Consider the following 21,468-nt stretch of genomic DNA (forward strand, 5'->3'; position numbering starts at 1 on the left):
ACTAGACCCGTTTGCGATAGACGGTATCGAGCCACACCGCGACCACCAGCACGGCGCCGACAACGATGCTCTGCAGCGGCGAATCGATGCCGAGCAGCACCATGCCGGATTGCAGCGACTGCATCAAAAGCGCGCCGAGCATGGCGCCGAGCACCGTGCCGGAGCCGCCGGCGAGCGACGTGCCGCCGATCACGGCCGCCGCGATGACCAGCAGCTCGTCCAGGGTCCCCAGCGCATTAGTCGACGCGTTGAGGCGCGCCGATGCGATCGCCGCACTGATCGCGGCCAGCACGCCCATGATCATGAACACCTTCATGGTGACCCAGCGTGTGTTGATGCCGGCGAGTTCGGCCGCTTCCGGATTGCCGCCTATGGCAAAGACATAGCGGCCGAAACGGGTGCGTCTGGTGATGAAGGTCATGACGATGCCCGCGGCCACGGCCATCAGCACAGGTATGGCGATGCCGTGGGCGATGAACAACCCGCCCTCGGGAACGGTGATGCCGTTCTGCTGGGCATATTGGCGTACGATGCCGACCGGCCAAGGATAGGAATTGGCGATCCACACGGCGCCGAGGATGGCGGCGCAGGCTATCACGCCGAGCAAGCTTTCCGCCCAGACAGGGCGCAGCGGAAAGTTGAAGCGCTTGCGCTGCGAGCGGCCGTTGAAGAGCATGAAGGCAACGGCCGCGCAGGCGAGGACACCGACGATCCAGCTCCAGGTGGCGCCGATCGAGCCCCGTGGTCCGCCGCCCATCAGCTGGAAGGTCCTGTCCAGCGGCGCAACGGTGCGCCCGCTGGTGATCAGCCATGCCATGCCGCGCCAGACCAGCAATCCGCCGAGCGTCACGATAAAGGCAGGAACCTGGAGATAGGCGATGATGAAACCCTGAAACGCTCCGATAGCCAGGCCGAGCACCAGGCCGGCGGCCAGTGCGATGACCCACAGCCAGGGGCTGCCAAGCTGAAATCCCATGATGCGGACGAGGAATTCGGCCTGCGCCACGCCCATCACCATGCCGATCACGCCTTCCACGGAGCCGACGGAAAGATCGATGTTACGCATCACGATGACCAGCACCATGCCGGTCGCCATGATCGCCACCGACGAGGTCTGCACCGAAAGGTTCCAGAGATTGCGCGGCGTCAGGAAGAGCCCGCCCGACAGTATGTGGATCCCGACCCAGATGACCAGCAGCGCGCCGACCATGCCGAGCATGCGCGTGTCGAGTTCGGTTGCCTTGAGAAATCGGGCAACGACGCCGGCCTCCGATTCCCGCGCCCGGTCTGCCGTCGAGCTGTCGACCGGCGTGTTGGAAGTCGTGTCGGTCATGATGTTTCTCCCGCCGGGTTGCCGTCTGCCGCGGATGCCGGAAGCAGCCTAGAAGTTATCCGCCGGAAGCGGAAAAACAATTCTTTCTTGAAAAAACGCCGCGGCAAGCGGCCGCGGCGTTCGGACTTCTCGGAAACTCGGATCAGTTGCAGACCGGAACAGCGCCCGCCGCCACGCCCGCGCAGACCTCTTCTTTCTTGATCCAGCCGGCGTCGATGACGACGTTGAGGTTGTCCTTGGTGATGGCGACCGGGGTCAGGAACAGGGACTTTACGGTGTTGCCGCCGGGCGTGGTGAAATCCTTCACGCCGGCAATGTCGGTCATCTGCTTGCCGTCGGCCAATTGCGAGGCGATCTCGGCGGCGTTCTTGCCGAGCTCGCGCGCGTCCTTCCACACCGAGACCGTCTGTGTGCCGAGCGCGATGCGGTTCAGCGCGGCGTGGTCGCCGTCCTGGCCCGAGACCGGAACCGATCCAGCCAACCCTTGCGCCGTCAGTGCGGCGACGACGCCGCCGGCAGTGCCGTCGTTAGCGGCGACCACCGCATCGACCTTGTTGTCGTTCGCGGTCAGGAACTGTTCCATGTTCTTCTGGGCGTTGGCCGGCAGCCAGCCGTCGGTATAGGCCTCGCCGACATTCTTGATCTTGCCGCTGTCGATGGCGTCCTTCAGCACTTCCATCGAACCGGCAAAAAGGAAATCGGCATTCGGATCGGCGCCCGAGCCCTTGATGAAGACATAGTTGCCTTCCGGCTTCACCTTGAACACGTCGCGGGCCTGCATGCGGCCGACTTCCTTGTTGTCGAAGGTCAGGTAAAAGACGTCCTTGTTCTCGATCAGCCGGTCGTAGCCGACAACCGGAATACCTTCGTCCAGCGCCTTTTGCACGGCCGGCCCTATCGCCGAGGCGTCCTGCGCCAGGATGATCAGTGCGTTGGCGCCCTGCGAGATCAGGCTCTCGACGTCGGTGAGCTGCTTGCCCGGATTGGACTGTGCGTCGGCGGAGATATACTTGTCGCCGGCAGCCTCGATGGCCGCCTTCATTGCGGCTTCGTCGGTCTTCCAGCGCTCTTCCTGGAAGTTCGACCAGGAAACGCCGATGACCTTGTCTTTAGCCTGCGCCACCGACGCAAGCGCCAGCGTCATGGCGACACCCGCCAGAATGGCGGTCGTGAATTTCTTCATCATATCCTCCCTGCGCCGCGTACGGCGTGACCAATTGGCCCCAAAGGCCAGCTTAGAGGCGCTAATTTTTTCGAGCCTCGAAAAAATACTGGCCCGATCTCCCGCTGCTGTCAACATCGATTCTGATGGATTTTGATGTTGCTGCGACTTTTTTCGAGCTTCGGAATAAACGATGACAGCGCCACCTGCATCTGACACTATTTGCCTCATCCGACATTATTTGTCGGCATTACCGACGGCTTCCGGTTCATGAGCGGCCGCGGCAAACCGGGAGGAAAGCAAAACGATGTCGGTCGGAATCCGCCATGACGATTTGCGCCGGCGCAACCGGGCGATGGTGATCTCGGCCGTGCGCCGGGCCGGCCAGCCATCGCGTACGGAGATCGCCGCAACCACCGGCCTCAGCCACTCGACCATATCGGCGATCTCCTCCGACCTGATACGGGAAGGCATCCTCGCCGAGAGCAAGGCAAGCGAACCCGTTTCGTTGAAACGCGGTCGTCCGCAGGTCGGCCTCGCCCTCAATCCGGAAGCGGCGGCGGTGCTGACCGTGGTGTTGTCGCTGAATTTCCTGTCGGCCGCCATCATCGACTATGCGGGGCAGGTGGTCGCCGAGGAACAGCGCCGGCTGGACACGCTGACCATGCCGCGCGACGAACTGATCCGCGAATGCATGGCCATCGTCCGGCGCCGGCTGGACGATCCAGATCTTGACGTCCGCAGTGTCGCCCGCATCGCCCTGGCGATTCAGGGAATTACCGACTCCCCTGCACGCGCCATGCTGTGGTCGCCGATCACGCCCCAGACGGACATCGCCTTTGCCGACATGCTGGAAGATGAATTCGGCATCCCGGCCACGGTGGAGAACGACTGCAATATGATGGCGGTGGCTTTGCGCTGGCGCGATCCGGATCGCTATCGCGACGACTTCATCGCCATCCTGCTTTCGCACGGCATCGGCATGGGGCTGGTGTTGAAGGGCGAGCTGTTCACCGGCACGCATTCCTCGGGCGGCGAGTTTGGCCACATGATCCATCGTCCGGGCGGCGCGCTCTGCCGTTGCGGGCGGCGCGGCTGCATCGAGGCCTATGCCGGCAATTACGCCATCTGGCGCAACGCCACGCAGATGAGCGAAGACAGCCAACCGGTCGCCGACGTCAGCGACGCCGACATGCGCGCGCTGGCGGTTCGGGCGCGCGAGAAGGACGGGCCGGAACGCGAAGCCTACCGCAAGGCCGGCGAAGCGCTGGGTTTCGGTCTCGGCTCGCTGTTCGCGCTGATCGATCCGGCACCGGTCGCAATGGTCGGCGCCAGTGCCGCCGCCTTTGATCTGATCGAGCCGGCCTTGCGGAAGGCCATCGCCCAGACCGCCGGCGGCCAGCATTCGGGCTCGATCTCCTTCGATACCGAGCCGAACGAATTGCCGCTGATCCGCGAAGGCTGTGCAATGCGGGCGTTAAGCTTCGTCGACCAGCAGATTTTCGCGCCGGGCGCGCAAATGAGGCCCGGCGTCAGAAAGAACGTAGCCTGACTGGGCGGGTCAATCTTCCCTGATCGCGTAGCCGGCACCGCGGATGGTGCGGATGACATCAGGCATGCGGCCGTTGTTGACGGCTTTGCGCAGCCGCCCGACATGCACGTCGACGGTGCGTTCGTCGATATAGATCGTCTCGCCCCAGACATTATCGAGTAACTGGCTGCGCGAGAAGACGCGGCCCGGATGCCGCATCATGAATTCGAGCAACCGGAATTCGGTCGGCCCGAGCCGGATCTCGGTCTTCTTGCGATACACCCTGTGCGATTCGCGATCGAGCACGATGTCGCCGACCTTCAGCACGCTGGACAGCACTTCCGGCTTGGCGCGGCGCAGCAGCGCCTTGACCCTGGCCATGAATTCCGGTGTCGAAAACGGTTTGACCAGATAGTCGTCGGCGCCGGTCGAAAGACCGCGTACCCGGTCGCTCTCCTCGCCGCGCGCGGTCAGCATGATGATCGGCAGCCGTTCGGTTTCGGGGCGCACCCGCAACCGGCGGCAGAGCTCGATGCCGGAAACCGCTGGTATCATCCAGTCGAGCACCAGAAGATCGGGCACATTCTCCTGCAAACGGATCTCGGCTTCGTCGCCGCGTGTCACCACCTCGACCTGGTAGCCTTCGGATTCGAGATTGTAGCGGAGCAGCACACCCAACGGCTCCTCGTCCTCCACCACCATTATGCGTGGTGCGATCATCGGCTGGGCACCCCCATCATGTCGCCGGTGCGGACATTGTCGTTTCGTCTTGCTTCGGACGATTGACCGGCAATTGCTCGCCGGTCAGCACATAATACGCATTTTCGGCGATGTTGGTGACATGGTCGCCGATCCGCTCCAGATTCTTGGCGCAGAACAGCAGATGCGTGCAAGCGGTGATGTTGCGCGGGTCTTCCATCATGTAGGTCAACAGTTCGCGGAACACCGACGTATATTTGACGTCGATGCGCTCGTCGGCGGCGCGTAGCTTGGCCAACGCGGCCGCATCGCCTGCAGCATACTCCTCGATGACGCCCTGCACCTGGATGAGCACCAGCTGCGCCATCGCATCGATGGAATGCGATAGGTCGCGCGGTGTGACGCTAAGGCCGACCGCACTCACACGCTTGGCGATATTCTTGGCAAGGTCGCCGATGCGTTCGAGATCGCCGGCCATGCGGATCGCCCCGACGACATGGCGCAGATCGTGGGCCATCGGCTGGCGCTTGGCGATCAGGGTGATGGCGCGGTCGTCCAGTTCGCGTTGACGCGCATCCATGATGGCATCGTCGGAAACGACGCGTTGCGCCAGCACGTTGTCAGAATTCAACAGGGCCTTGGTCGCCCCGCCGACCATCGAACCGGCGAGGTCGGCCATGTCGCGGATCAGCTTGCTGATCTGCTCGAGATCCTCGTCGAAAGAAGCGACTGTGTGTTCGCCCATGGTCCTGTCCTCATATGCGTGATCGGAACGGCTCAGCCGAAGCGGCCGGTGATGTAATCCTGCGTGCGCTTCTCGCGGGGCGACGTGAAGATCTTCTCGGTCCGGTCGAACTCTACCAGTTCACCCAGATACATGAAGGCGGTCTGGCGCGATACGCGCGCCGCCTGCTGCATGTTGTGGGTGACGATGACGATCGTGTAGTCGGCTTGCAATTCGTCGATCAGTTCCTCGATCTTGGCGGTCGACAGCGGGTCGAGTGCCGAAGCCGGCTCGTCGAGCAGAATGACTTCCGGCTTCACCGCCACGGTGCGGGCAATACAAAGCCGCTGCTGCTGGCCGCCTGACAGGCTCAAGCCGCTGGCGTTGAGCTTGTCCTTGACCTCGCCCCACAGCGCGGCCCGCTTCAACGCTTGTTCGACGCGGCCGTCCATTTCGGACTTGCCCAGATTCTCATAAAGCCTGACGCCGAAGGCGATGTTCTCGTAGATCGACATCGGGAACGGCGTCGGCTTCTGGAACACCATGCCGATCTTGGTCCTCAGGAGATTGAGGTCCTGCGAGCGGTCGAGAATGTTCTTGCCGTCGAGCAGCACCTGGCCCTCGGCTGTCTGCTTCGGGTAGAGTTCGTAGATGCGGTTGAACACACGCAGCAGCGTCGATTTCCCGCAGCCCGAAGGGCCGATGAAGGCAGTGACGCTGCGCTCGGGCAGCGACAAGGTGATGTCCTTCAACGCCTTGCTCTGGCCGTAGTAGAAGTTGAGGTTCTTGACCTCGATCTTCGTCTTCTCGGCGACCGTCTCGGTCATCGTCATGTCCGCGGACAACATCTGTGTCATCTGTCCTCTCTGCGTCCGGTAAGGCTGCGGGCGAGGATGCTCAAGCCCAGAACCGTCAGGGTGATTATGAGTGCGCCGCTCCACGCCAGTTGCTGCCATTCCTCGTAAGGGCTGAGAGCGAACTGGAAGATGGTCACCGGCAGGCTGGCCATCGGCGCGTTGATATTGCTGCTCCAGAACTGGTTGTTGAGCGCGGTGAAGAGCAGCGGCGCCGTCTCGCCGGAAATGCGTGCTATCGCCAGCAATATGCCGGTGACGATGCCGGACAATGCGGCGCGGTAGGCGACCGAACGGATCACCACCCAGCGCGGCGCGCCGATCGCGGCGCCGGCTTCACGCAACGCGTTCGGCACCAGGTTGAGCATGTCTTCAGTGGTGCGCACGACCACCGGAATGACCAGGATGGCAAGCGCAACGGCGCCGGCTATGGCCGAGAAATGCCCCATTGGCCGCACCATCAACTCATAGACGAACAAGCCGATGATGATCGACGGCGCCGACAACAGGATGTCGTTGATGAAGCGCACGACGGTGGTGATGCGCGAGAAACGCCCATATTCGGCCATGTAGGTTCCCGCCAGCACGCCGATCGGCGTGCCGACGACAACGGCGATGATCGTCATCAGCAGGCTGCCCGCGATTGCATTGAGCAGGCCGCCGGCCTCGCCTGGCGGTGGCGTCATCTCGGTGAAGACCGCGAACGAAAGCCCGGCTGTGCCCTTATAGACCAGTGCACCGAGAATGAGCGCCAGCCAGGCAAGCCCGATGCCGGCGGCGACGACGCAAAGCGCCATCATCACCGAATTTCTGGCTTTGCGGCGGCTGTGGAGCGATGAGGATGTCGACATCGGTCAGGCTCCCGTACGGGCGTCGATCCGCATCAGCATATAGCGGGCGGCGGCAAGGATCAGGAAAGTGATGACGAACAGGATCAGGCCGAGCGAAACCAGGGAAGAGGTGTAGAGATCGCCGTCGGCCTCGGTGAATTCATTGGCGATGGTCGCCGAGATGGTCGTGCCCGGCGCGAACAGGGAGGCGCTGATGCGGTGGGCGTTGCCGATGACGAAGGTCACCGCCATGGTTTCGCCGAGCGCGCGGCCGAGGCCAAGCATGACGCCGCCCATGATACCGATGCGGGTATAGGGAATGACCACGCGCCGGGTCACTTCCCAGGTCGTGCAACCGATGCCGTAGGCCGATTCCTTCAGCACCGCCGGCACCGTATCGAAGACGTCCTTGGTGATCGAGGTGATGAAGGGCAGCACCATGATGGCGAGGATCAGCGCCGAGGTCAGAAGGCCGATGCCGTAAGGAGGGCCGGCGAAAAGGCTGGATAGTCCCGGCACGCCGTGGAAGATGTTGATGATGAAGGGCTGTATCGTCGTCTGCAGGAACGGCGCGAACACGAACAGGCCCCAGATGCCGTAGATGATCGAGGGAATGCCGGCCAACAGCTCGACCGCTATGCCGATCGGGCGCCTGAGCGGGCGCGGGCAGAGTTCGGTGAGAAACACGGCAATGCCGATGCCGATCGGAACCGCGATCAGGATGGCGATGGCCGCCGTGACCAGCGTGCCGTAGATCGGCGCCAGCGCGCCAAATTTTTCCGTTACCGGATTCCAGCTTTCAGTCGTCAGGAAAGAGAACCCGAAGGACGACAGGGCCTGCCATGAGCCGGCAAACAGCGAGATTGCGACACCACCGAGGATGACCAGCACAAGAATTGCGGAAGCGCGGGTGAGTCCGCGGAATATGGCGTCTGTGAGCGCGAAGCGCCGCACCGTAGCTTCCCTGGCCCGGGCTGCAGATGATAGCATGGCATCGGAAGCGATGGTCATTGGGTCCTCGCGATTGAAGGCAACAGGGAGGGCGCCGTCGACGCCCTCCCTGGAGGAGATTACATAGCCGAGTAGAGCGGCTTGCCGTCGCTGCCGACGACTTCCTTGGCCCACATGGCCTTGACGCTCTCGACCACCTTGTCGGGCATCGGAACGTAGTCCAGCTCGCCGGCCATCTCGTCGCCCTTGTCGTATGCCCAGGCGAAGAATTTGAGCGCTTCGCCGGTGGTCGCCGCGTCGTCCGGCTTCTTGTACAGGAGGATCCACGTCGCCGCCGTCATTGGCCAGGACTCGGCGCCCGGCTCGTTGGCGAGGATGACGCCATAGCCCGGCTGCGAGCTCCAGTCGGCATTGGCCGCTGCCGCCGAGAATGCCGCCGCGGTGGGTTCGACCTTCTTGCCGTCCTTGTTGATCATATCGGTGTGGGTGAGCTTGTTCTGCTTGGCATAGGCGTATTCGACATAGCCGATCGCGCCGCCGGTCTGGGAGACGTTGTTGGCAACGCCCTCATTGCCCTTGGCGCCGATGCCCACGGGCCATTCCACGGCCTTGTCGACGCCGACCTTTTCTTTCCAGTCCGCGCTGACGTCGCCGAGGTAGTATGTGAAGTTGAACGTCGTGCCCGACCCATCGGAACGGTGAACGACCGCGATCGCCTGCGAAGGCAGCTTGACGTCGGGATTGAGCTTCTTGATCGCCTCGTCATCCCAGCTCGTGATCTTGCCGAGGAAGATGTCGGCCAGCGTCGGGCCGTCGAGAACCAACTCGCCCGGCTTGATGCCTTCGAGGTTGACGACGGGAACGATGCCGCCCATCACCATCGGGAACTGAGCCAATCCGGACGATTCAAGCTCTTCGCCTTTCAGCGGCGCATCAGAAGCGCCGAAGGTAACGGTCTTGGCTTTGATCTGCTTGATGCCGCCGCCGGAACCGATCGACTGATAGTTAAGCCCAATGCCGGTGTCTTTCTTGTAAGTGTCGGCCCACTTCGCATAGATCGGGTAGGGGAAGGTGGCGCCGGCGCCGGAGATGTCCGCGGCGAGCGCGGCGGACAGGGTGAGGGTAGTCGTCGCCGCAGCCATTGCAATCGCAACGGCCGCCGAGCGGATGAAATGTCTCATGTGGCCTGCTCCTGTTCGGAATATGGTCTCTCGGCGCCATTCCTCCGGCGCCCGCTGAGGCCAATAGCCCCCGATTATTACAGTCGCATGACAGTTTCATGTCGCTCCGGTAACGTCGTCCAGCCGGGTTAAGAAGGAACGGCCGCGGGCTTTGTCGGCATGGGCCGCGGTTTGCCGCTGGAATCAGCAGCTTGCGTGAATTCCGGCCGGCTTTGTCCGCTCGACGATAGCAGCCACTGACCTTGAGAAGAAAAAAGCCGGACGGGAGCGCATTGCATGCAGCCAGAACGTGTCATGGCCGCGCCATCGCCGAAACAGGTCCGTTGGGGTAAATCTGACCCTGTTTCTTGCCGGCGGTCGCTGCTCCCGCCCGTAACTGGAGGAGCGGAACTTCGAATATCCCATTGTCGCGACTGAGCGCGCCATTGGGTATGGTGCGATCGCACCATGGCCTTACGCTGGAAGCGGTGACGAATCGCAAGGTTTTAACTCGCCTCGCGCTGGACCTCCATCCGCGCCCGACCCGGCGCTCGATCTTTCGAGCGGGGCCTTCGACTGGAAGTGCGACGATTTCTACTTCACCTTACCTACTCCCTCTGCACTATTCCGCCGGTTGTCGGTTGGGCCGAAGCAGCGTTATAAGCTTGCAGGGGTGTTGCTGATGTTTCGACGGATTCTGCCTGTCTTCCTGTGCCTGGCGCTGCTTCTGGGAACCGGCTGCGCGCGCAGCTATGACGGCACCGTGATCATTCCCAAGCCGCTCGATGTTCGCCGTTTCTGGGACCGGCCTTCTCCGCAGGCGCAAGCCGAACAGTCGCAGCTGGAGACCGATGTCTTTCCTGTGGCGCCTCAAACGCCGAAAAGGCCGGCGGTGCGCCGGAGCGCAGCTTCCGTTGCAGCGCCACGAAGGAAGGTCGCCAATCCGCCCATGCTGTCATCGGAGCCGGCGAAGCCGCTCACCTGCAGGAATGTCAGCCAGCCCGGCAAACGGGCCCGCATGGTCTGCGAATAACCAACCGGCCGTCGGTCGATGCGTGCGGCTGTAGGCCTTGAAGCGGCTATCCGGCCAGCCGTTCGCCGTCTCGGGACATCGCCTGCCTTGGTCAGTCCGCCGGGAAAAAGGCCGGCCCGACCACTCTCACCGGCCGCGCGCCGATCGCTCTTTCGACCGACTGATGCTGGGCAGCCCCTGGTACCTCGGCAACCAGCGTTTTTTCCCCTGCGAGAGCGGTACCGGCGGTTTGGATCCCGGATTCAGGAATTTCCGCGACGATGCCAAAATCCGGCTTTGCCGTCGGCAACGGAATGATGGCGTTGCTCATGTTGGCCGGTGTCACGGTTCGTGCCCTGAGTTCGGCGACGCGCTGGTAATAGCGCTTGACATCGCAGGCCTTGAAGTTCGCGTCGTCGCGGTACCTGAAGGCGGTCGCAAGCTCCACATAGGGCTTTTGCGTCTCGAGCGCGATCATCTCTTCGGTCTCGCGGGTGGCATCGCTCAGCGTATAGAGTTCGACGCCGGCATCGTCGCAGATATAGCGGCACTGATCGACCGTTTCCTTCAGATCGTCGTTCTTGGCGAACTGCGATTTTGGCGCGGGGAAGAAATATCCGTCCGACAAGCGAACGCAAAACAGCATCCGATTGCCACCCATTATTGCGCCTGCGGACTGAGGTTTTGGTGCTGTGCGCTGCTGTGCCTGCGGCTGGTTCTGCTGCGCCTGCTGCTTCTTGGCAGCGGGGGCGGCGCAGCCTAGCGCGACGAACCTGGCCTTCAGGCCGGAGGTGTCCCTGCCCGAATTCGACAGTCTGGCGATCTGCCGTTGCACCTCCGCCTTGCTGCTTACGAGGTCGGCGCAGGGGTTGAAGAAGAACCCGGCCGTTTTCGCCGTGCATCGGCGCTGTCTCTCCAGCCTTTGAATCGCGGCGAGTTGCCGGCGTAGTTGGGCAAGCTCGGGGCTGGTCCCGGCGCCACGCCCCGCCGAAAGCAATTGGCTCCTGATCGCGCCGCAGCTATCCGCATAGGAGGAGGACGTGCCGAGCGCAACGGCTATTGCCGACACCAGCATCAGAATCGTGAGAAGCCAGAAGCGTGTCATTGGAGCGACCATTGTCCTTGTTGCGCCGAGAACAGGATTTCTTTGTCGACTATGGATAAGTACTGGCTAAATCAGTTTTACCTAATTGAAGTAGACCGCACCGCCACCAGAGACTTTAGTTCTAGTGTATTATATCCGCTGGCGTAAATTCAATATTACATTTTTATTTCAAGATTGAGACGAACCGGCAGCAGCGCCGGCGAACTCGCGCCACGGCGAAGTTTGAAGCACCCGGCCGGATCCGCACCGCGATCAATCCGGCGTTACCGGCCGGCCGTTGCTGAAACCTTAGCCCCACGTTCGGCGTTGAGCGGCCAAGGAGGAGACCGCAAATGTCGATTCATTTCACTGTCGCGGGCCTGACCAGGAATCTGTTCCATTCACTTGGGCTGGACCATGAACGCACACCGAGGCCGCTCGACCACGAGCAGAGGCTTTTGCTGGAGTGCTATCTCGCCGGCCAGATTCCGGAATCGGCCTGGAGCGACTATGTCTTCGAAATGCCGGAACTGGCGCGACATGTCGAGGCCAGACGAAGCCGCCACTAAAGCGCATCGCGGTCGACCCGGCCTCATGCGACGCGCTTAGGTTCTTGTTTTATGCATGTCGTTGTCGCAAAACCGCTGCACACTTTTGCTCGACATGCGCTAGATCCCGAAAAGTAGAATCCGGTTGTCGGAAAAGATCAAGGCGAAGCCTGCACTCGCGTTGCAGGCTGTTTTTGTTTGGGCGAGTTGAATTGCAGAGTGAACACCTTGCCCGGGATGCCTTCAGCCAGCGCCGGTGAAAGGCTCAACGGCAGGCAGTGGTCCACGGCCGCAATCGCCGCGTCGACAAAAGCTTGCCGCGCCTTGTCGTCGCCGGCCACGCGGATGGCGGTCGGCTTGGGCCGGCCGATCAGCGTGCCATTGCGCCTGAAGCTGAAGCTCAGGGTGACGGTGGAATTCCCGGCATTCGCTGGGGGGGTCCAGCACGCCTGGATGGCAGCCCCGACCTCGGGCATGGTGTTGAGCGTCGCTGCATTCGATTGACCGGCTGCACCCGCCAGCATGGCGCCTGCAATCACCACCATTCCAGCAATGCTTTTCATGACAGGGCCTCTGTCCTTGAACCGCCCTCGAGGACGTGACTAACTTCGATGGTAGGGCCGACATCGGCGATGACAAGGTGCCAGCAACGCGCTTCATCAGCCATGCAGGCGTCGGGAAGCGCCGTCGACCGCAACTTCGGCAGGGCTGCAACAAGCAAAAGGCCGGCGAGCAGCCGACCTTTGCTTTCCATCCGCGCCAGTACATCCGTGGTCGCGGGCTGGAGGTGGATACAGTAGAAAGGGTTTCGGTTAACGAAACCTTAAGCTCCCCACATCGTGCAAACAGGGGAGAGTAAAAAGAATTACCCCAGATCGTTACCGGCTCCTGCAGAACGTACGGACGATCGCCGGCCTGCACGTGCCTCAGGCGTTGGCCTGCGACCGCACATAGGCGATATAGCCGCGCACATCGCCGGCCGGCTCGGCATAGGCCTTGCCGAGCTTCTTCTCGATCGCCGTCATATAGTCTTTTGCCCATTGGGGCAGCGCATAGTCGATGACGGCGAGGAACTCGAGCGTCGCCGCCAGACGGATGTCGGCGATCGACGGGTTCTTGCCGCCGATGAACGGCTTGCCGTTCCTGAAGAAGCTGTGAAAGACCTCCAGCGGCTCGGCAATTGCGGCCGCCGCGGCCTTCTGGGCTTCCGATTTCCTGTCGGGATGAGCGTCGCTGTGGCCGACCTCGCCGGCATATTGCGGGAAATTCAGTGCTGGATAGGTGGCGCGCGCCACATAGGGGTAGAGCGTGCCGATCAGGTAGAACATGGCACTGTCGATCATTGCCCGCTTGGCGGGTTCCTTAGGGTACAATTTTTCCAGCCCGTGCTTGTTGGCGAGGTACTGCATGATGGCGCAGCTTTCCCACAAGACACCTCTCGGCAGGCCCTTGTCCTCGATCATCGGGGTCAGGTGGGCCGGGTTTCGCGCCATATATTCAGGCGAGCGCGTGTGGCCCCATACGTCGGTCTCGGAATGGTCGAGCCCGGCCGCGCGCGCAAACACCCGTACGCTCATATTGTTGACGCTCGGCTTCAGCATGCTGAGCATCAGCGCGGGTTTTTTCGCTGATTTCGCTACGGCCTTCCGCGCGGACTTCGCGGATGCCTTGGCTGCAGGTTTTGCGGCGGCTTTCGTTGCCGACTTGGCGGACGCTTTCGACGCCTTGGCAGCAGGCTTTGTCGCGGCCTTGGCAGCTGGTTTCGGAGCGGCCTTGGCGGCCGGCTTCTTCGCACTCTTCGTTGTCGTCTTTGCCATTGTGTCCTCCCTTTGTTTGGCCTGTCGTCAGTATGGATCTTTCGGAGCGCGGTCTTCCGACAAGGTCGCGCGGGAGCGCTCGACAAGCGCCTGGATCGCGTCGGCGAGATGCACCTCGGCTATTGCGTAGTCGCCGCGCGCGACGCGGATCTTGTGCGCCTGCATCAACACGTCGGCATGGGTGAAGCCCGCCGGCGGCTCGAAACGGTAGGAGGCGAGCTCGATCAGCAGGCCGAGCGGATCCTCGAAGTAGATCGAGTCCATGAAGCCGCGATCCTTGACGCCGCTGTGCTTGATGGCGCGCTCGTCGAGCCGGCCGACCGCCTGCAAAAAGGTGACGCGCGACACCGCGAAAGCAATGTGATGGACGCAGCCCGTATCGGTTGGCGTGCGCCGCTTGACCGGCGTGCGGCTCTCGTCGGTGAAGACGGTGATCAGCCGGCCGTCGCCCGGATCGAAATAAAGATGGCTTTCGCTGGCTTTGTCGAGGTTGGGCTGCTCGAAGATGAAAGGCATGCCGAGCACGCCTTCCCAGAAATCGATGGAGCTCTGGCGATCGGCGCCGACCAGCGTGATGTGATGGACGCCTTGTGATTGCAGCTTCTGCATCTGACTCCTCCCGGCCACGCCGTCTTGCCGCCGAACGGAAGTTCGGATGCCCAGTCGCGCTTGGATCAGCGCCCGGCATGTGACCGCGCCCGGCCTCGCTCGCCTGCGCTCCGCATTCCGCATCCTGCAGGAGTGCGGCCGGAGCTTTGATGAACGGATGCTAATTCAATCCGAGGCGTTGCGCCAGAAGCGCTGAGTTTCAAGAACTCCACGCAGGCGCCAAGAGCGGCACCGGGATCGCGGACGCCTTCGCCGAGCTCGCCGAAACGATCCGTCGCCGGCAGCTGTAATGGTGCGGCAGCCCGCAGGTCGCTGGGTTTCCCGAGCGGCCGGTTTGGCGACGGCAGGTCAAAGGGGCCTCGTTGACGCATGCCGCGCCTGGTTCGGATTACGGGCATCCGCGGCCCTTAGATGAAAATCACATATTCTTCATCGGCACGTCGGGATCGACATGTCCCCCATCGGCAGTGATCTTCAGCCGTGAGAGGTAGTGCTCCCATCCCCTTCGGTGGCTGTCACGCTCCTTTGCGTTCGGCAGTCCGCTGTGCGTGAAGCGGATCAGTGTCCCCGCATCCCTCGCGATCAGGTCGATCTCGACATGGCTGGAGCCGGGCGGCACGGTCTCGTTGTCTTCCCAGCCAAAACTGTAGGCAAGACGGTGGACCGGGATCACCTCGGTGAACTCACCGCGGGCCATATGGCGACCACCGACATTGACGAGGAACAGACCGCCCGGCGATGCATCCAAATTCGCTTCGGTCCCGATCCATCGCACGATCTGGTCCGGATCCGTCAAAAGCGCGAACACGGTCGCTTGTGGCGCGGCGACCTCAATCTCTATGTAAACCGATTCCGCCATCGCTCACTCCAGGTCACATCCGCATCGAATACCGTGCATGATTGAAGCGAATGTGGGGAGTTGCAAGAAGATGTTCGAGGCGTAAGCATAAGCCTGTGCCGAGTGACCTTCTGCCGATGCTTCTCGCAAACTCGCTTTCATTCCTTCTGGACGACGCCGCGCATATTGGCGACGGTGGGCGACTTCTATTGCAGCTCTCAACGCATTTGATGGAAGACGGCCTGCCGATCATTGCCGGCGCGCTGGCGCAGGATGCTCCCGACCCGATCATTTCACGCCGCATCTGGCTCTGGCGAGCGCCTGGGAATGAAGTGGTCGAGGCTTTGGGCATAGGCGCCGACCGCCAGAATGCCGATCCCCGGCTCGTGCTGCGGGAGTGGCTTGGCACGACGCGGGCGATGGTGTTCGACGAGCGAGCGGGCGGTGTCGCACCGACTTTGGTGTGGGCGTTCGATCATACTCCGGATGAGGCGCAGTCAGAGCTGCTGCGGCAAATCTCCCGGTTTGCTGCGGCTCCGATGACCGCACTCGCAGAACGGTCCGCGAAACGCGCATTGCTCGAAGCATATTTGGGAAAGCGCAGTGCAGCACATGTGCTCAACGGTCATTCTCGTCGAGTAAAGGGAGAGACGATACGGGCTGCGCTTCTGTGCGCGGACCTTCGAGGTTTCACCGATCTATCCGAGGTTCATGATGCAGACGAGATCGTATTGGTACTTGATGCCTGGTTCGATTGCGTCGCGGGCGCGGTGCACGCATTTGGTGGTGAGGTTCTCAAGTTTATAGGTGATGGCGTCCTCGCGATTTTCCCGATTGGCGAGCGCGATGCAAATGCCGCATGTGACGCTGCGGTACGCGCCGTGAAGGCCACGCGCGCCGGGATAGATCATCTCAACCAAACTCGGCGCCGCAATGGCGGCCCTGAGCTCGGATATGGCATTGGCCTGCATGTCGGCGAGATACTCTGGGGGAACATCGGCACTGCCGGCAGGTTGGACTTCACCGCGATCGGCAAGGCTGTAAATCTTGTCAGCCGCATCGAAGGGCTGTGCAAGCCGTTGGGACGGACGGTGCTCGCGTCGACAGTGTTCGAGGCAGAAACTACCGAGCCGATGATCGCCATGGGCAGTCATCCGCTCGGAGGAATAGCAGGCGCGCAAACACTTTTCGGCTTGCCGGAATAGATCGAATGGTTGAGCCCGCCGTGGATGTGTCGTTCGCAGCATATCTTGGTATCGTGCGAAGCCATGACTGAGAGAAATTCGAACGGCAAAGAAGCTACGATACTGCAACTGGAGTATGGCGCGTTTAGAGCCCAGCCATGCCGTCGGCATGCTTGCCGATCGCGTCGCCGGGGCCGTGGATAGTGCGCTGAGTCAAATCAGCCGGACAGCTTCAAACGGACGGAAGCCCGAATCCTCGCCAATCAGGCATCGGACATGCGGCGGGCAGCGTCACGGAACGGATAGTCGACACGGACGACGCCATCTTGTTTCCTGAGGACCCAATACTCACATATGTCGCCCCCGTTTCGGGGCCGGGATACTTGAGCTATATTTTAGGGAAGGAGAACAACATGGGTGGCGTTAAGGTGGCAATGAGGCGCTTCCCCGCTGCCGCTATCGCTGGCCCCGAGCCGTGCCATCGGATGAAAGCTGCATCCTTGCCGGTAATGTCCTTCACCGATTTCAACAGGGTTCATGGACCGCTCGAAGCGCCCGATAATGGTCGCAGGTAGGCGATAGCAGCGGCCGGACAATGCTCTTGTGAAGCTGAGGCCGTAGCGTTGGTTTCCCGCTAAACAACGCTACCAGACATTTAAGTACGACCGCGTAGGATCGATGGTCTTGCGAATTTTTGGATTCGGCAACGCGACAGCTACTCCCAGAGGGATATTCCCTCTTGCGTTAAGGCTCGTTGCACAGCCGCTCGCTCCTCCAACCGACGTGCATGAGAGGTCCAAGCGGGGTAGGTATTTCGCATGTCTACGGCCATGCGATTTCCCCACCTGTAGAATACGAGCAAATACGGATCAACTATTGAATAGGACTCTCCTACGGCCCAATCTCGATCCGTCAACTTGGATTCTATAAGCGCAAACGCGGAAGCCAAGTGCTCCTTTCCTTTATGAACCAAGGGCTCGTACATCGATTGATCCGGTAAGAAAAAGTCGGCGCGCCAGATCATTCGGACGGCGACCGCGTGAACCGCACTCGATAGCCAGTTAAACCATTCGATGGAACGGATGATGTTTTCTGCATTCGCTCCCAGGAGCCGCGCGTCTGGATTCGTCAGGCCCAGGTGAAATAAGATTGCCGGCGCTTCAGTGAGAGTGAAATTGTCGGCAATGAGAACAGGGATTCGCCCTTTCGGGTTTAAGCGGTGAAATTCGTCGGTCTTGGCTTCGGGATGACCTGGCGACATCAACGCCAGCGAATAGGGCCTTCCAATCTCCTCCATGACGATGTGAGGTGCAAAAGAGCAAGAGCCTGGCGCAGCATGAAGTGTGTAATGCATCAATTCCTCCGAAAACCGCATCTTACCTGTTTCAATCTGTACTAAGTTGCCAACGACGTCTTGCTGTTGTTTAGCGTACTTCCAACGCTACGGCCTCAAGCTCTTCCGCAGCCGCCATGAAGCGGTCGATCTCGGCCTGTGCAAGTTGCTTGGATGGTTTGGTTCTGGCCATTTTGCGATCTCCGTTAAGTGGATCGCCGCACCGGCGCAAATGAGGACCATATTCCTAATTCGACCGCAAGAGTTATTCTGCCAGATGGTCCTGATCGATCTTGGCAATTACCCCCTCAAGAGCCTGGACTGCGCGCCTCGATATCTCAACATGAGCAGCCGTGGTATCGACTTTTCCCTTGCCTGGCTGAACAGTCCAAATGCCCGTTTTCCCTGCTTCGGCATTGGTGATGAACCGGCGCTCCTCTTCGAGCTGCTGGCTAAGTTCTTCGCGGAAAGCCTTCCACTGGTCTTTCGTTGCGGCCATCGGGTCTCCTTCCTCGCTGCCTTTCGGCTGAAAGTGACGCAGCTCTGCCGGGCGCGCAAGCGCCCCTCAACGGTTTGCCGCCTCCCCGCGAAGGGAGTTAGACCAAGTGTGAGGACGACTCCGTTCTTGTTAGGTAACGATCGACGAAGCTGGGCTCTGCGTCGCCATACACAAATTTCTTCGCTGTGGAGATGGTGGAGATGTTCGTGGCGTCTACCACGCGCCTATCGGGCATCTTAGCGATGTTTTCTGCGATTGACCGCGCGTTTGTTGCGAAAAAGGCGTGACCAGGGGAGATGGGGAGATTTATGAGACATTTCGGACGGTAGAGGTCTCCAATGCGTTCAAGTGGGTCGTCGCCGAGCATGAGAGGCCGACTTGAATTGCTGACGTCGCGTACTGTCCACCAGAAGGAAAGCAGGCGCTCAATTGGCCGGCTCTCGCCGATCATCTTGGACAAGGTTTCCATGCCAGAATTGGCCAATGCACTAGGTGCGTGATTCTGAGCCCATTCGAGTAGGTTTCGTTCGGGTGCGGACCCTTTTGCAGCGTCGAAGTCTGCATCGGGTTCCGAAAGTATTTTTTGCTGCATCTCTTCAATGCGCTTTGATATCGACGCGACAACATGAGGGACACGCAGCAGCGCCGCGTTCAGATAGATCGCCCACCAGTATCGTTCTTCAATGGAGAGCGATTTTGCCCCTCGAACGACCATCTTCTCGAGGATGGGTGCTGCTTTGTCGTCTACGAAACCGAAAACCCGTTCTTCCACAAGGTGGACCTTGTCCGCGGGGACGTGCTCCAAAGCGTAAAGACCTGGGACGTATCCGGTGGCAGCAGGAGCTACCCCCTTTCTAGTCAGTTTTCCATTGTGCTTGATTCTGCCCCATTGTGTCACATAGCCAGCAGTGTCGGCCCACCGCCGGAGGTGAAACTGCGGCACATAGTGATGGTCCCCATCCTTGCTCAACGGTTTTGCTCAACTGCTTGCCAAGCGGCGCGGCTCACGGCGCTCTAGGCACCTCAAAAATGGATCCTACGAATGGCTTATTTGACCGTTATTTGACGGTTTTACCTGCCGGCCCGCTAAGTAGTTGAAACGATTGGTACGCCCAAGGGGAATCGAACCCCTGTTCCCGCCGTGAGAGGGCGGTGTCCTGACCGCTAGACGATGGGCGCGTTCAAGAACCGGCGATATAGGCTGACGGCTGGGAAAAAGCAACTAGGCTTAAGGCTGCCTGTCGCGCCGGTGAAATATCCGCTGCAAGCCTAGCGTTTTGGCTCGATCAGGTCCCAGAGATTTCCATGGAGATCGGCGAAAACCGCGACCGTGCCATAGGCTTCATGGCGCGGCGCCTCGCGGAACTCGACGCCCTTTTGGAACATCAGCGCATAGTCACGGGCAAACTCGTCGGTTTCGAGGAACAAAAAAACCCGCCCGCCGGTCTGGTTGCCGACGGCGTGCCTTTGCGCATCGCCGGATGCCTCGGCGAGAAGCAGCCGCGCGCCCTGCCCGTTGCCCGGCGTGATCGTGACCCAGCGTTTGCCGCCGCCGAGATCGACATCTTCGGTGAGGACAAAACCCAGCCGGTCGACATACCAGGAGATCGCCTCGTCATAATTTGCGACGACGAGCGCGACCGTGGCAATGCTGCGGTGTTCGGCAAAACCGGTCATTTGTTCCTGATCGAAAAGCGGCCGACGATGCGGCGCTCAGTGGTGTCGTAGACGAAAATGGCGCGGCTGCCGTCGGCCAACTCGGCGTCGATCGACAGGCGATTGCCCGAGAGCGATTGGCTGACCACCCTGGCGCCGACCGGCAGCACGATGTCGCCACTGACCGGCTCGCCTGCCGACACCTGGATGTCGCTCGTCAACGGCGGGGCGGCAGGCGGTGCATTGCGCGCTTTGTAGACAAGCGCCGCGATCACCACCATAAGGGCGAGGAACAGCAGGCCGAGATTGATGGCGACGAAGCGGACGAGCTTCCTCCGCACCTTTTCGACCTCGGGGTCGAGCGGCTTTTCCTCGTCTTCGTCGGCAAGCGGCTGGGCCATGGCAGCAGATTCCGGAACTGTTTTCGATGAGCGCTCATAACGAAGAGGTCAGACAATTAATAGGGGCCAGACAGATCGTGCTGGAGGCCGGCGCCGATGCGGCCGGCCAACGGCTCGACCAATGGCTGGCGGCCAGGCTCGGCCCCGACATGTCGCGCAGCCGGGTGCAGATGCTGATAAAGCAGGGCGCGGTCAGGATCGGCGGCAGGCCAGCCAGCGAGACGAAGCGCAAGATGGCACAAGGTGACAGCGTGTCGGTCGACATGCCGGAGCCGGAACCGGCGGAGCCGCAAGGCGAAGATATTGCGCTGGATGTCCTCTACGAGGACAGCGAGCTGATCGTCATCAACAAGCCGGCCGGGTTGGTCGTGCATCCCGGCGCCGGCAACTGGACCGGCACGCTGGTCAACGCGCTGATCCATCATTGCGGCAACAGCCTGTCGGGCATCGGCGGGGTGAGACGGCCGGGCATCGTCCATCGCCTCGACAAGGAGACCAGTGGCGTCATGGTCGTCGCCAAGACCGATCGCGCCCACAAGGCGTTGTCGGAGGCCTTTGCCGACCACGGCCTGACCGGCGATCTCGAGCGCGCCTATCTGGCGTTGGTCTGGGGCATACCGGCAAGGCCGACGGGGATGGTCGACGCGCCGCTCGGCCGCGCCGCCGACCGGGTACGCCGCGCCGTGGTGCCGCAAGGCCGCGACGATGCCCGCCACGCCATAACGCATTTCACCGTCATTGAGCGCTTTGGCGAGCAGCAGCAGGAATTCGCCACGGCGAGCCTGGTCGAATGCCGGCTGGAAACCGGTCGCACCCACCAGATACGCGTCCACATGGCCCATATCGGCCATCCGGTGATTGGCGACCCCGAATACGGCCAGGCTTTCCGCACCAAGGCCAACCGGTTGCCTGCGCCGCTAACCAGCAAAGTGAAAGCATTTCCGCGACAAGCGTTGCACGCCCGCCTCCTTGCATTTCGGCATCCGGATACCCATTTAACGATGAGGTTCGAAGCACCGATACCGTGGGACATGGAGAACCTCGTCGACGGCTTCCGCAAGCTTTGAACCAACCACCTGAAAACCTGACCGGCGTTGTTCACTTCAGCGTGACACACTGTTTCGTGTTGAACAAATGCCTGTCTTTCTGGTTTTGTTCCTATATATGTCGGTTGGCGCGAATGTGCCTTTGGCATTCGCGCCACATGCCTGCCGCGTTTCGGGGGCATCACTCCAATAGAGAG

General features: G+C 61.2%; 23 protein-coding genes and 1 tRNA gene. 5 read left to right on the forward strand and 19 right to left on the reverse strand.

All coding sequences use genetic code 11. The annotated features are described in order from the left end of the window. Nucleotide 1: 1 nt before the first annotated feature. Nucleotides 2–1,333: a sugar ABC transporter permease gene (locus tag NKH89_RS06275; protein WP_352494194.1), complete on the reverse strand. Its 1,332-nt coding sequence runs from the start codon at nt 1,331–1,333 to the stop codon at nt 2–4. 142 nt (nt 1,334–1,475) lie between these two features. Continuing rightward, nucleotides 1,476–2,516 (reverse strand): D-xylose ABC transporter substrate-binding protein, encoded by a 1,041-nt coding sequence (gene xylF / locus NKH89_RS06280; RefSeq protein WP_352494193.1) that lies wholly within the window; start codon nt 2,514–2,516, stop codon nt 1,476–1,478. Between the two features lie 286 nt (nt 2,517–2,802). On the opposite strand from xylF, the gene NKH89_RS06285 reads away from it, so the two are divergent. Beyond that, on the forward strand, nt 2,803–4,047 hold the full coding sequence (locus NKH89_RS06285) for an ROK family protein (RefSeq protein WP_023720925.1): 1,245 nt from the start codon (nt 2,803–2,805) through the stop codon (nt 4,045–4,047). A gap of 9 nt (nt 4,048–4,056) precedes the next feature. Here the strand turns inward: NKH89_RS06285 and phoB are convergent, their stop codons facing one another. Genes phoB through pstS form a run of 6 tightly spaced genes read right to left on the reverse strand, consistent with a single transcriptional unit; the run spans nt 4,057 to nt 9,265 of the window. Further along, nucleotides 4,057–4,746: a phosphate regulon transcriptional regulator PhoB gene (gene phoB, locus NKH89_RS06290; RefSeq protein ID WP_031194536.1), complete on the reverse strand. Its 690-nt coding sequence runs from the start codon at nt 4,744–4,746 to the stop codon at nt 4,057–4,059. Between the two features lie 16 nt (nt 4,747–4,762). Beyond that, on the reverse strand, nt 4,763–5,470 hold the full coding sequence (gene phoU, locus NKH89_RS06295; protein WP_023720927.1) for a phosphate signaling complex protein PhoU: 708 nt from the start codon (nt 5,468–5,470) through the stop codon (nt 4,763–4,765). Nucleotides 5,471–5,502: 32 nt separating this feature from the next. After that, on the reverse strand, nt 5,503–6,306 hold the full coding sequence (gene pstB / locus NKH89_RS06300; RefSeq protein WP_352494192.1) for a phosphate ABC transporter ATP-binding protein PstB: 804 nt from the start codon (nt 6,304–6,306) through the stop codon (nt 5,503–5,505). Then, entirely contained in the window at nt 6,303–7,154 is an 852-nt protein-coding gene (pstA, locus tag NKH89_RS06305; RefSeq protein ID WP_352588338.1) for a phosphate ABC transporter permease PstA, read from the reverse strand. Before pstA ends, pstB begins: the two co-directional genes overlap by 4 nt. Before the next feature lie 3 nt (nt 7,155–7,157). Next, nucleotides 7,158–8,144 (reverse strand): phosphate ABC transporter permease subunit PstC, encoded by a 987-nt coding sequence (gene pstC, locus NKH89_RS06310; RefSeq protein WP_502896305.1) that lies wholly within the window; start codon nt 8,142–8,144, stop codon nt 7,158–7,160. A gap of 59 nt (nt 8,145–8,203) precedes the next feature. After that, nucleotides 8,204–9,265 carry a phosphate ABC transporter substrate-binding protein PstS gene (gene pstS / locus NKH89_RS06315; protein ID WP_031194537.1) on the reverse strand — a complete coding sequence of 354 codons (1,062 nt, stop codon included), beginning with the start codon at nt 9,263–9,265 and terminating at the stop codon, nt 8,204–8,206. A 661-nt stretch (nt 9,266–9,926) separates the two neighbouring features. Between pstS and NKH89_RS06320 the strand changes: the two genes are divergently transcribed. Beyond that, nucleotides 9,927–10,277: a hypothetical protein gene (locus NKH89_RS06320; RefSeq protein WP_023720932.1), complete on the forward strand. Its 351-nt coding sequence runs from the start codon at nt 9,927–9,929 to the stop codon at nt 10,275–10,277. A 91-nt stretch (nt 10,278–10,368) separates the two neighbouring features. Here the strand turns inward: NKH89_RS06320 and NKH89_RS06325 are convergent, their stop codons facing one another. Beyond that, nucleotides 10,369–11,361: a DUF2865 domain-containing protein gene (locus NKH89_RS06325; protein ID WP_352588335.1), complete on the reverse strand. Its 993-nt coding sequence runs from the start codon at nt 11,359–11,361 to the stop codon at nt 10,369–10,371. 332 nt (nt 11,362–11,693) lie between these two features. On the opposite strand from NKH89_RS06325, the gene NKH89_RS06330 reads away from it, so the two are divergent. Further along, nucleotides 11,694–11,909: a hypothetical protein gene (locus NKH89_RS06330; RefSeq protein ID WP_023720934.1), complete on the forward strand. Its 216-nt coding sequence runs from the start codon at nt 11,694–11,696 to the stop codon at nt 11,907–11,909. 137 nt (nt 11,910–12,046) lie between these two features. On the opposite strand, the gene tolA is transcribed toward NKH89_RS06330, so the two are convergent. The 4 genes from tolA to NKH89_RS06350 form a co-directional block, all read right to left on the reverse strand. Continuing rightward, nucleotides 12,047–12,451 carry a cell envelope integrity protein TolA gene (tolA, locus tag NKH89_RS06335; RefSeq protein ID WP_352999141.1) on the reverse strand — a complete coding sequence of 135 codons (405 nt, stop codon included), beginning with the start codon at nt 12,449–12,451 and terminating at the stop codon, nt 12,047–12,049. 363 nt (nt 12,452–12,814) lie between these two features. Beyond that, the gene (locus NKH89_RS06340) at nt 12,815–13,705 is read right to left on the reverse strand and encodes a glutathione S-transferase family protein (protein WP_352588332.1); all 891 of its coding nucleotides are present in this window, start codon (nt 13,703–13,705) and stop codon (nt 12,815–12,817) included. A gap of 27 nt (nt 13,706–13,732) precedes the next feature. Next, entirely contained in the window at nt 13,733–14,314 is a 582-nt protein-coding gene (locus NKH89_RS06345) for a VOC family protein (RefSeq protein WP_023720938.1), read from the reverse strand. A gap of 418 nt (nt 14,315–14,732) precedes the next feature. After that, nucleotides 14,733–15,173 carry an SRPBCC family protein gene (locus NKH89_RS06350; protein ID WP_352908514.1) on the reverse strand — a complete coding sequence of 147 codons (441 nt, stop codon included), beginning with the start codon at nt 15,171–15,173 and terminating at the stop codon, nt 14,733–14,735. A 116-nt stretch (nt 15,174–15,289) separates the two neighbouring features. On the opposite strand from NKH89_RS06350, the gene NKH89_RS06355 reads away from it, so the two are divergent. Next, nucleotides 15,290–16,357 carry an adenylate/guanylate cyclase domain-containing protein gene (locus NKH89_RS06355; RefSeq protein ID WP_023720940.1) on the forward strand — a complete coding sequence of 356 codons (1,068 nt, stop codon included), beginning with the start codon at nt 15,290–15,292 and terminating at the stop codon, nt 16,355–16,357. 694 nt (nt 16,358–17,051) lie between these two features. Here the strand turns inward: NKH89_RS06355 and NKH89_RS06360 are convergent. The 6 genes from NKH89_RS06360 to NKH89_RS06385 form a co-directional block, all read right to left on the reverse strand. Next, the gene (locus tag NKH89_RS06360; RefSeq protein WP_352588326.1) at nt 17,052–17,690 is read right to left on the reverse strand and encodes a glutathione S-transferase family protein; all 639 of its coding nucleotides are present in this window, start codon (nt 17,688–17,690) and stop codon (nt 17,052–17,054) included. Nucleotides 17,691–17,934: 244 nt separating this feature from the next. Continuing rightward, nucleotides 17,935–18,168 (reverse strand): hypothetical protein, encoded by a 234-nt coding sequence (locus NKH89_RS06365; protein ID WP_352494188.1) that lies wholly within the window; start codon nt 18,166–18,168, stop codon nt 17,935–17,937. A 97-nt stretch (nt 18,169–18,265) separates the two neighbouring features. After that, on the reverse strand, nt 18,266–19,111 hold the full coding sequence (locus NKH89_RS06370) for a DUF4238 domain-containing protein (RefSeq protein WP_352588427.1): 846 nt from the start codon (nt 19,109–19,111) through the stop codon (nt 18,266–18,268). A gap of 161 nt (nt 19,112–19,272) precedes the next feature. Continuing rightward, a tRNA-Glu gene (locus NKH89_RS06375) sits at nt 19,273–19,347 on the reverse strand. Between the two features lie 90 nt (nt 19,348–19,437). After that, nucleotides 19,438–19,845 (reverse strand): VOC family protein, encoded by a 408-nt coding sequence (locus NKH89_RS06380; RefSeq protein WP_352494186.1) that lies wholly within the window; start codon nt 19,843–19,845, stop codon nt 19,438–19,440. Continuing rightward, the gene (locus NKH89_RS06385; protein ID WP_352494185.1) at nt 19,842–20,225 is read right to left on the reverse strand and encodes a fimbrial protein; all 384 of its coding nucleotides are present in this window, start codon (nt 20,223–20,225) and stop codon (nt 19,842–19,844) included. Before NKH89_RS06385 ends, NKH89_RS06380 begins: the two co-directional genes overlap by 4 nt. 26 nt (nt 20,226–20,251) lie before the next feature. On the opposite strand from NKH89_RS06385, the gene NKH89_RS06390 reads away from it, so the two are divergent. After that, a complete protein-coding gene (locus NKH89_RS06390; protein WP_023720953.1) occupies nt 20,252–21,292 on the forward strand; it encodes an RluA family pseudouridine synthase in 1,041 nt (346 codons plus the stop codon). The last annotated feature ends 176 nt before the right edge of the window (nt 21,293–21,468 follow it).

It is taken from the genome of Mesorhizobium sp. M0923 (assembly GCF_040319365.1).
Lineage (GTDB): Bacteria > Pseudomonadota > Alphaproteobacteria > Rhizobiales > Rhizobiaceae > Mesorhizobium.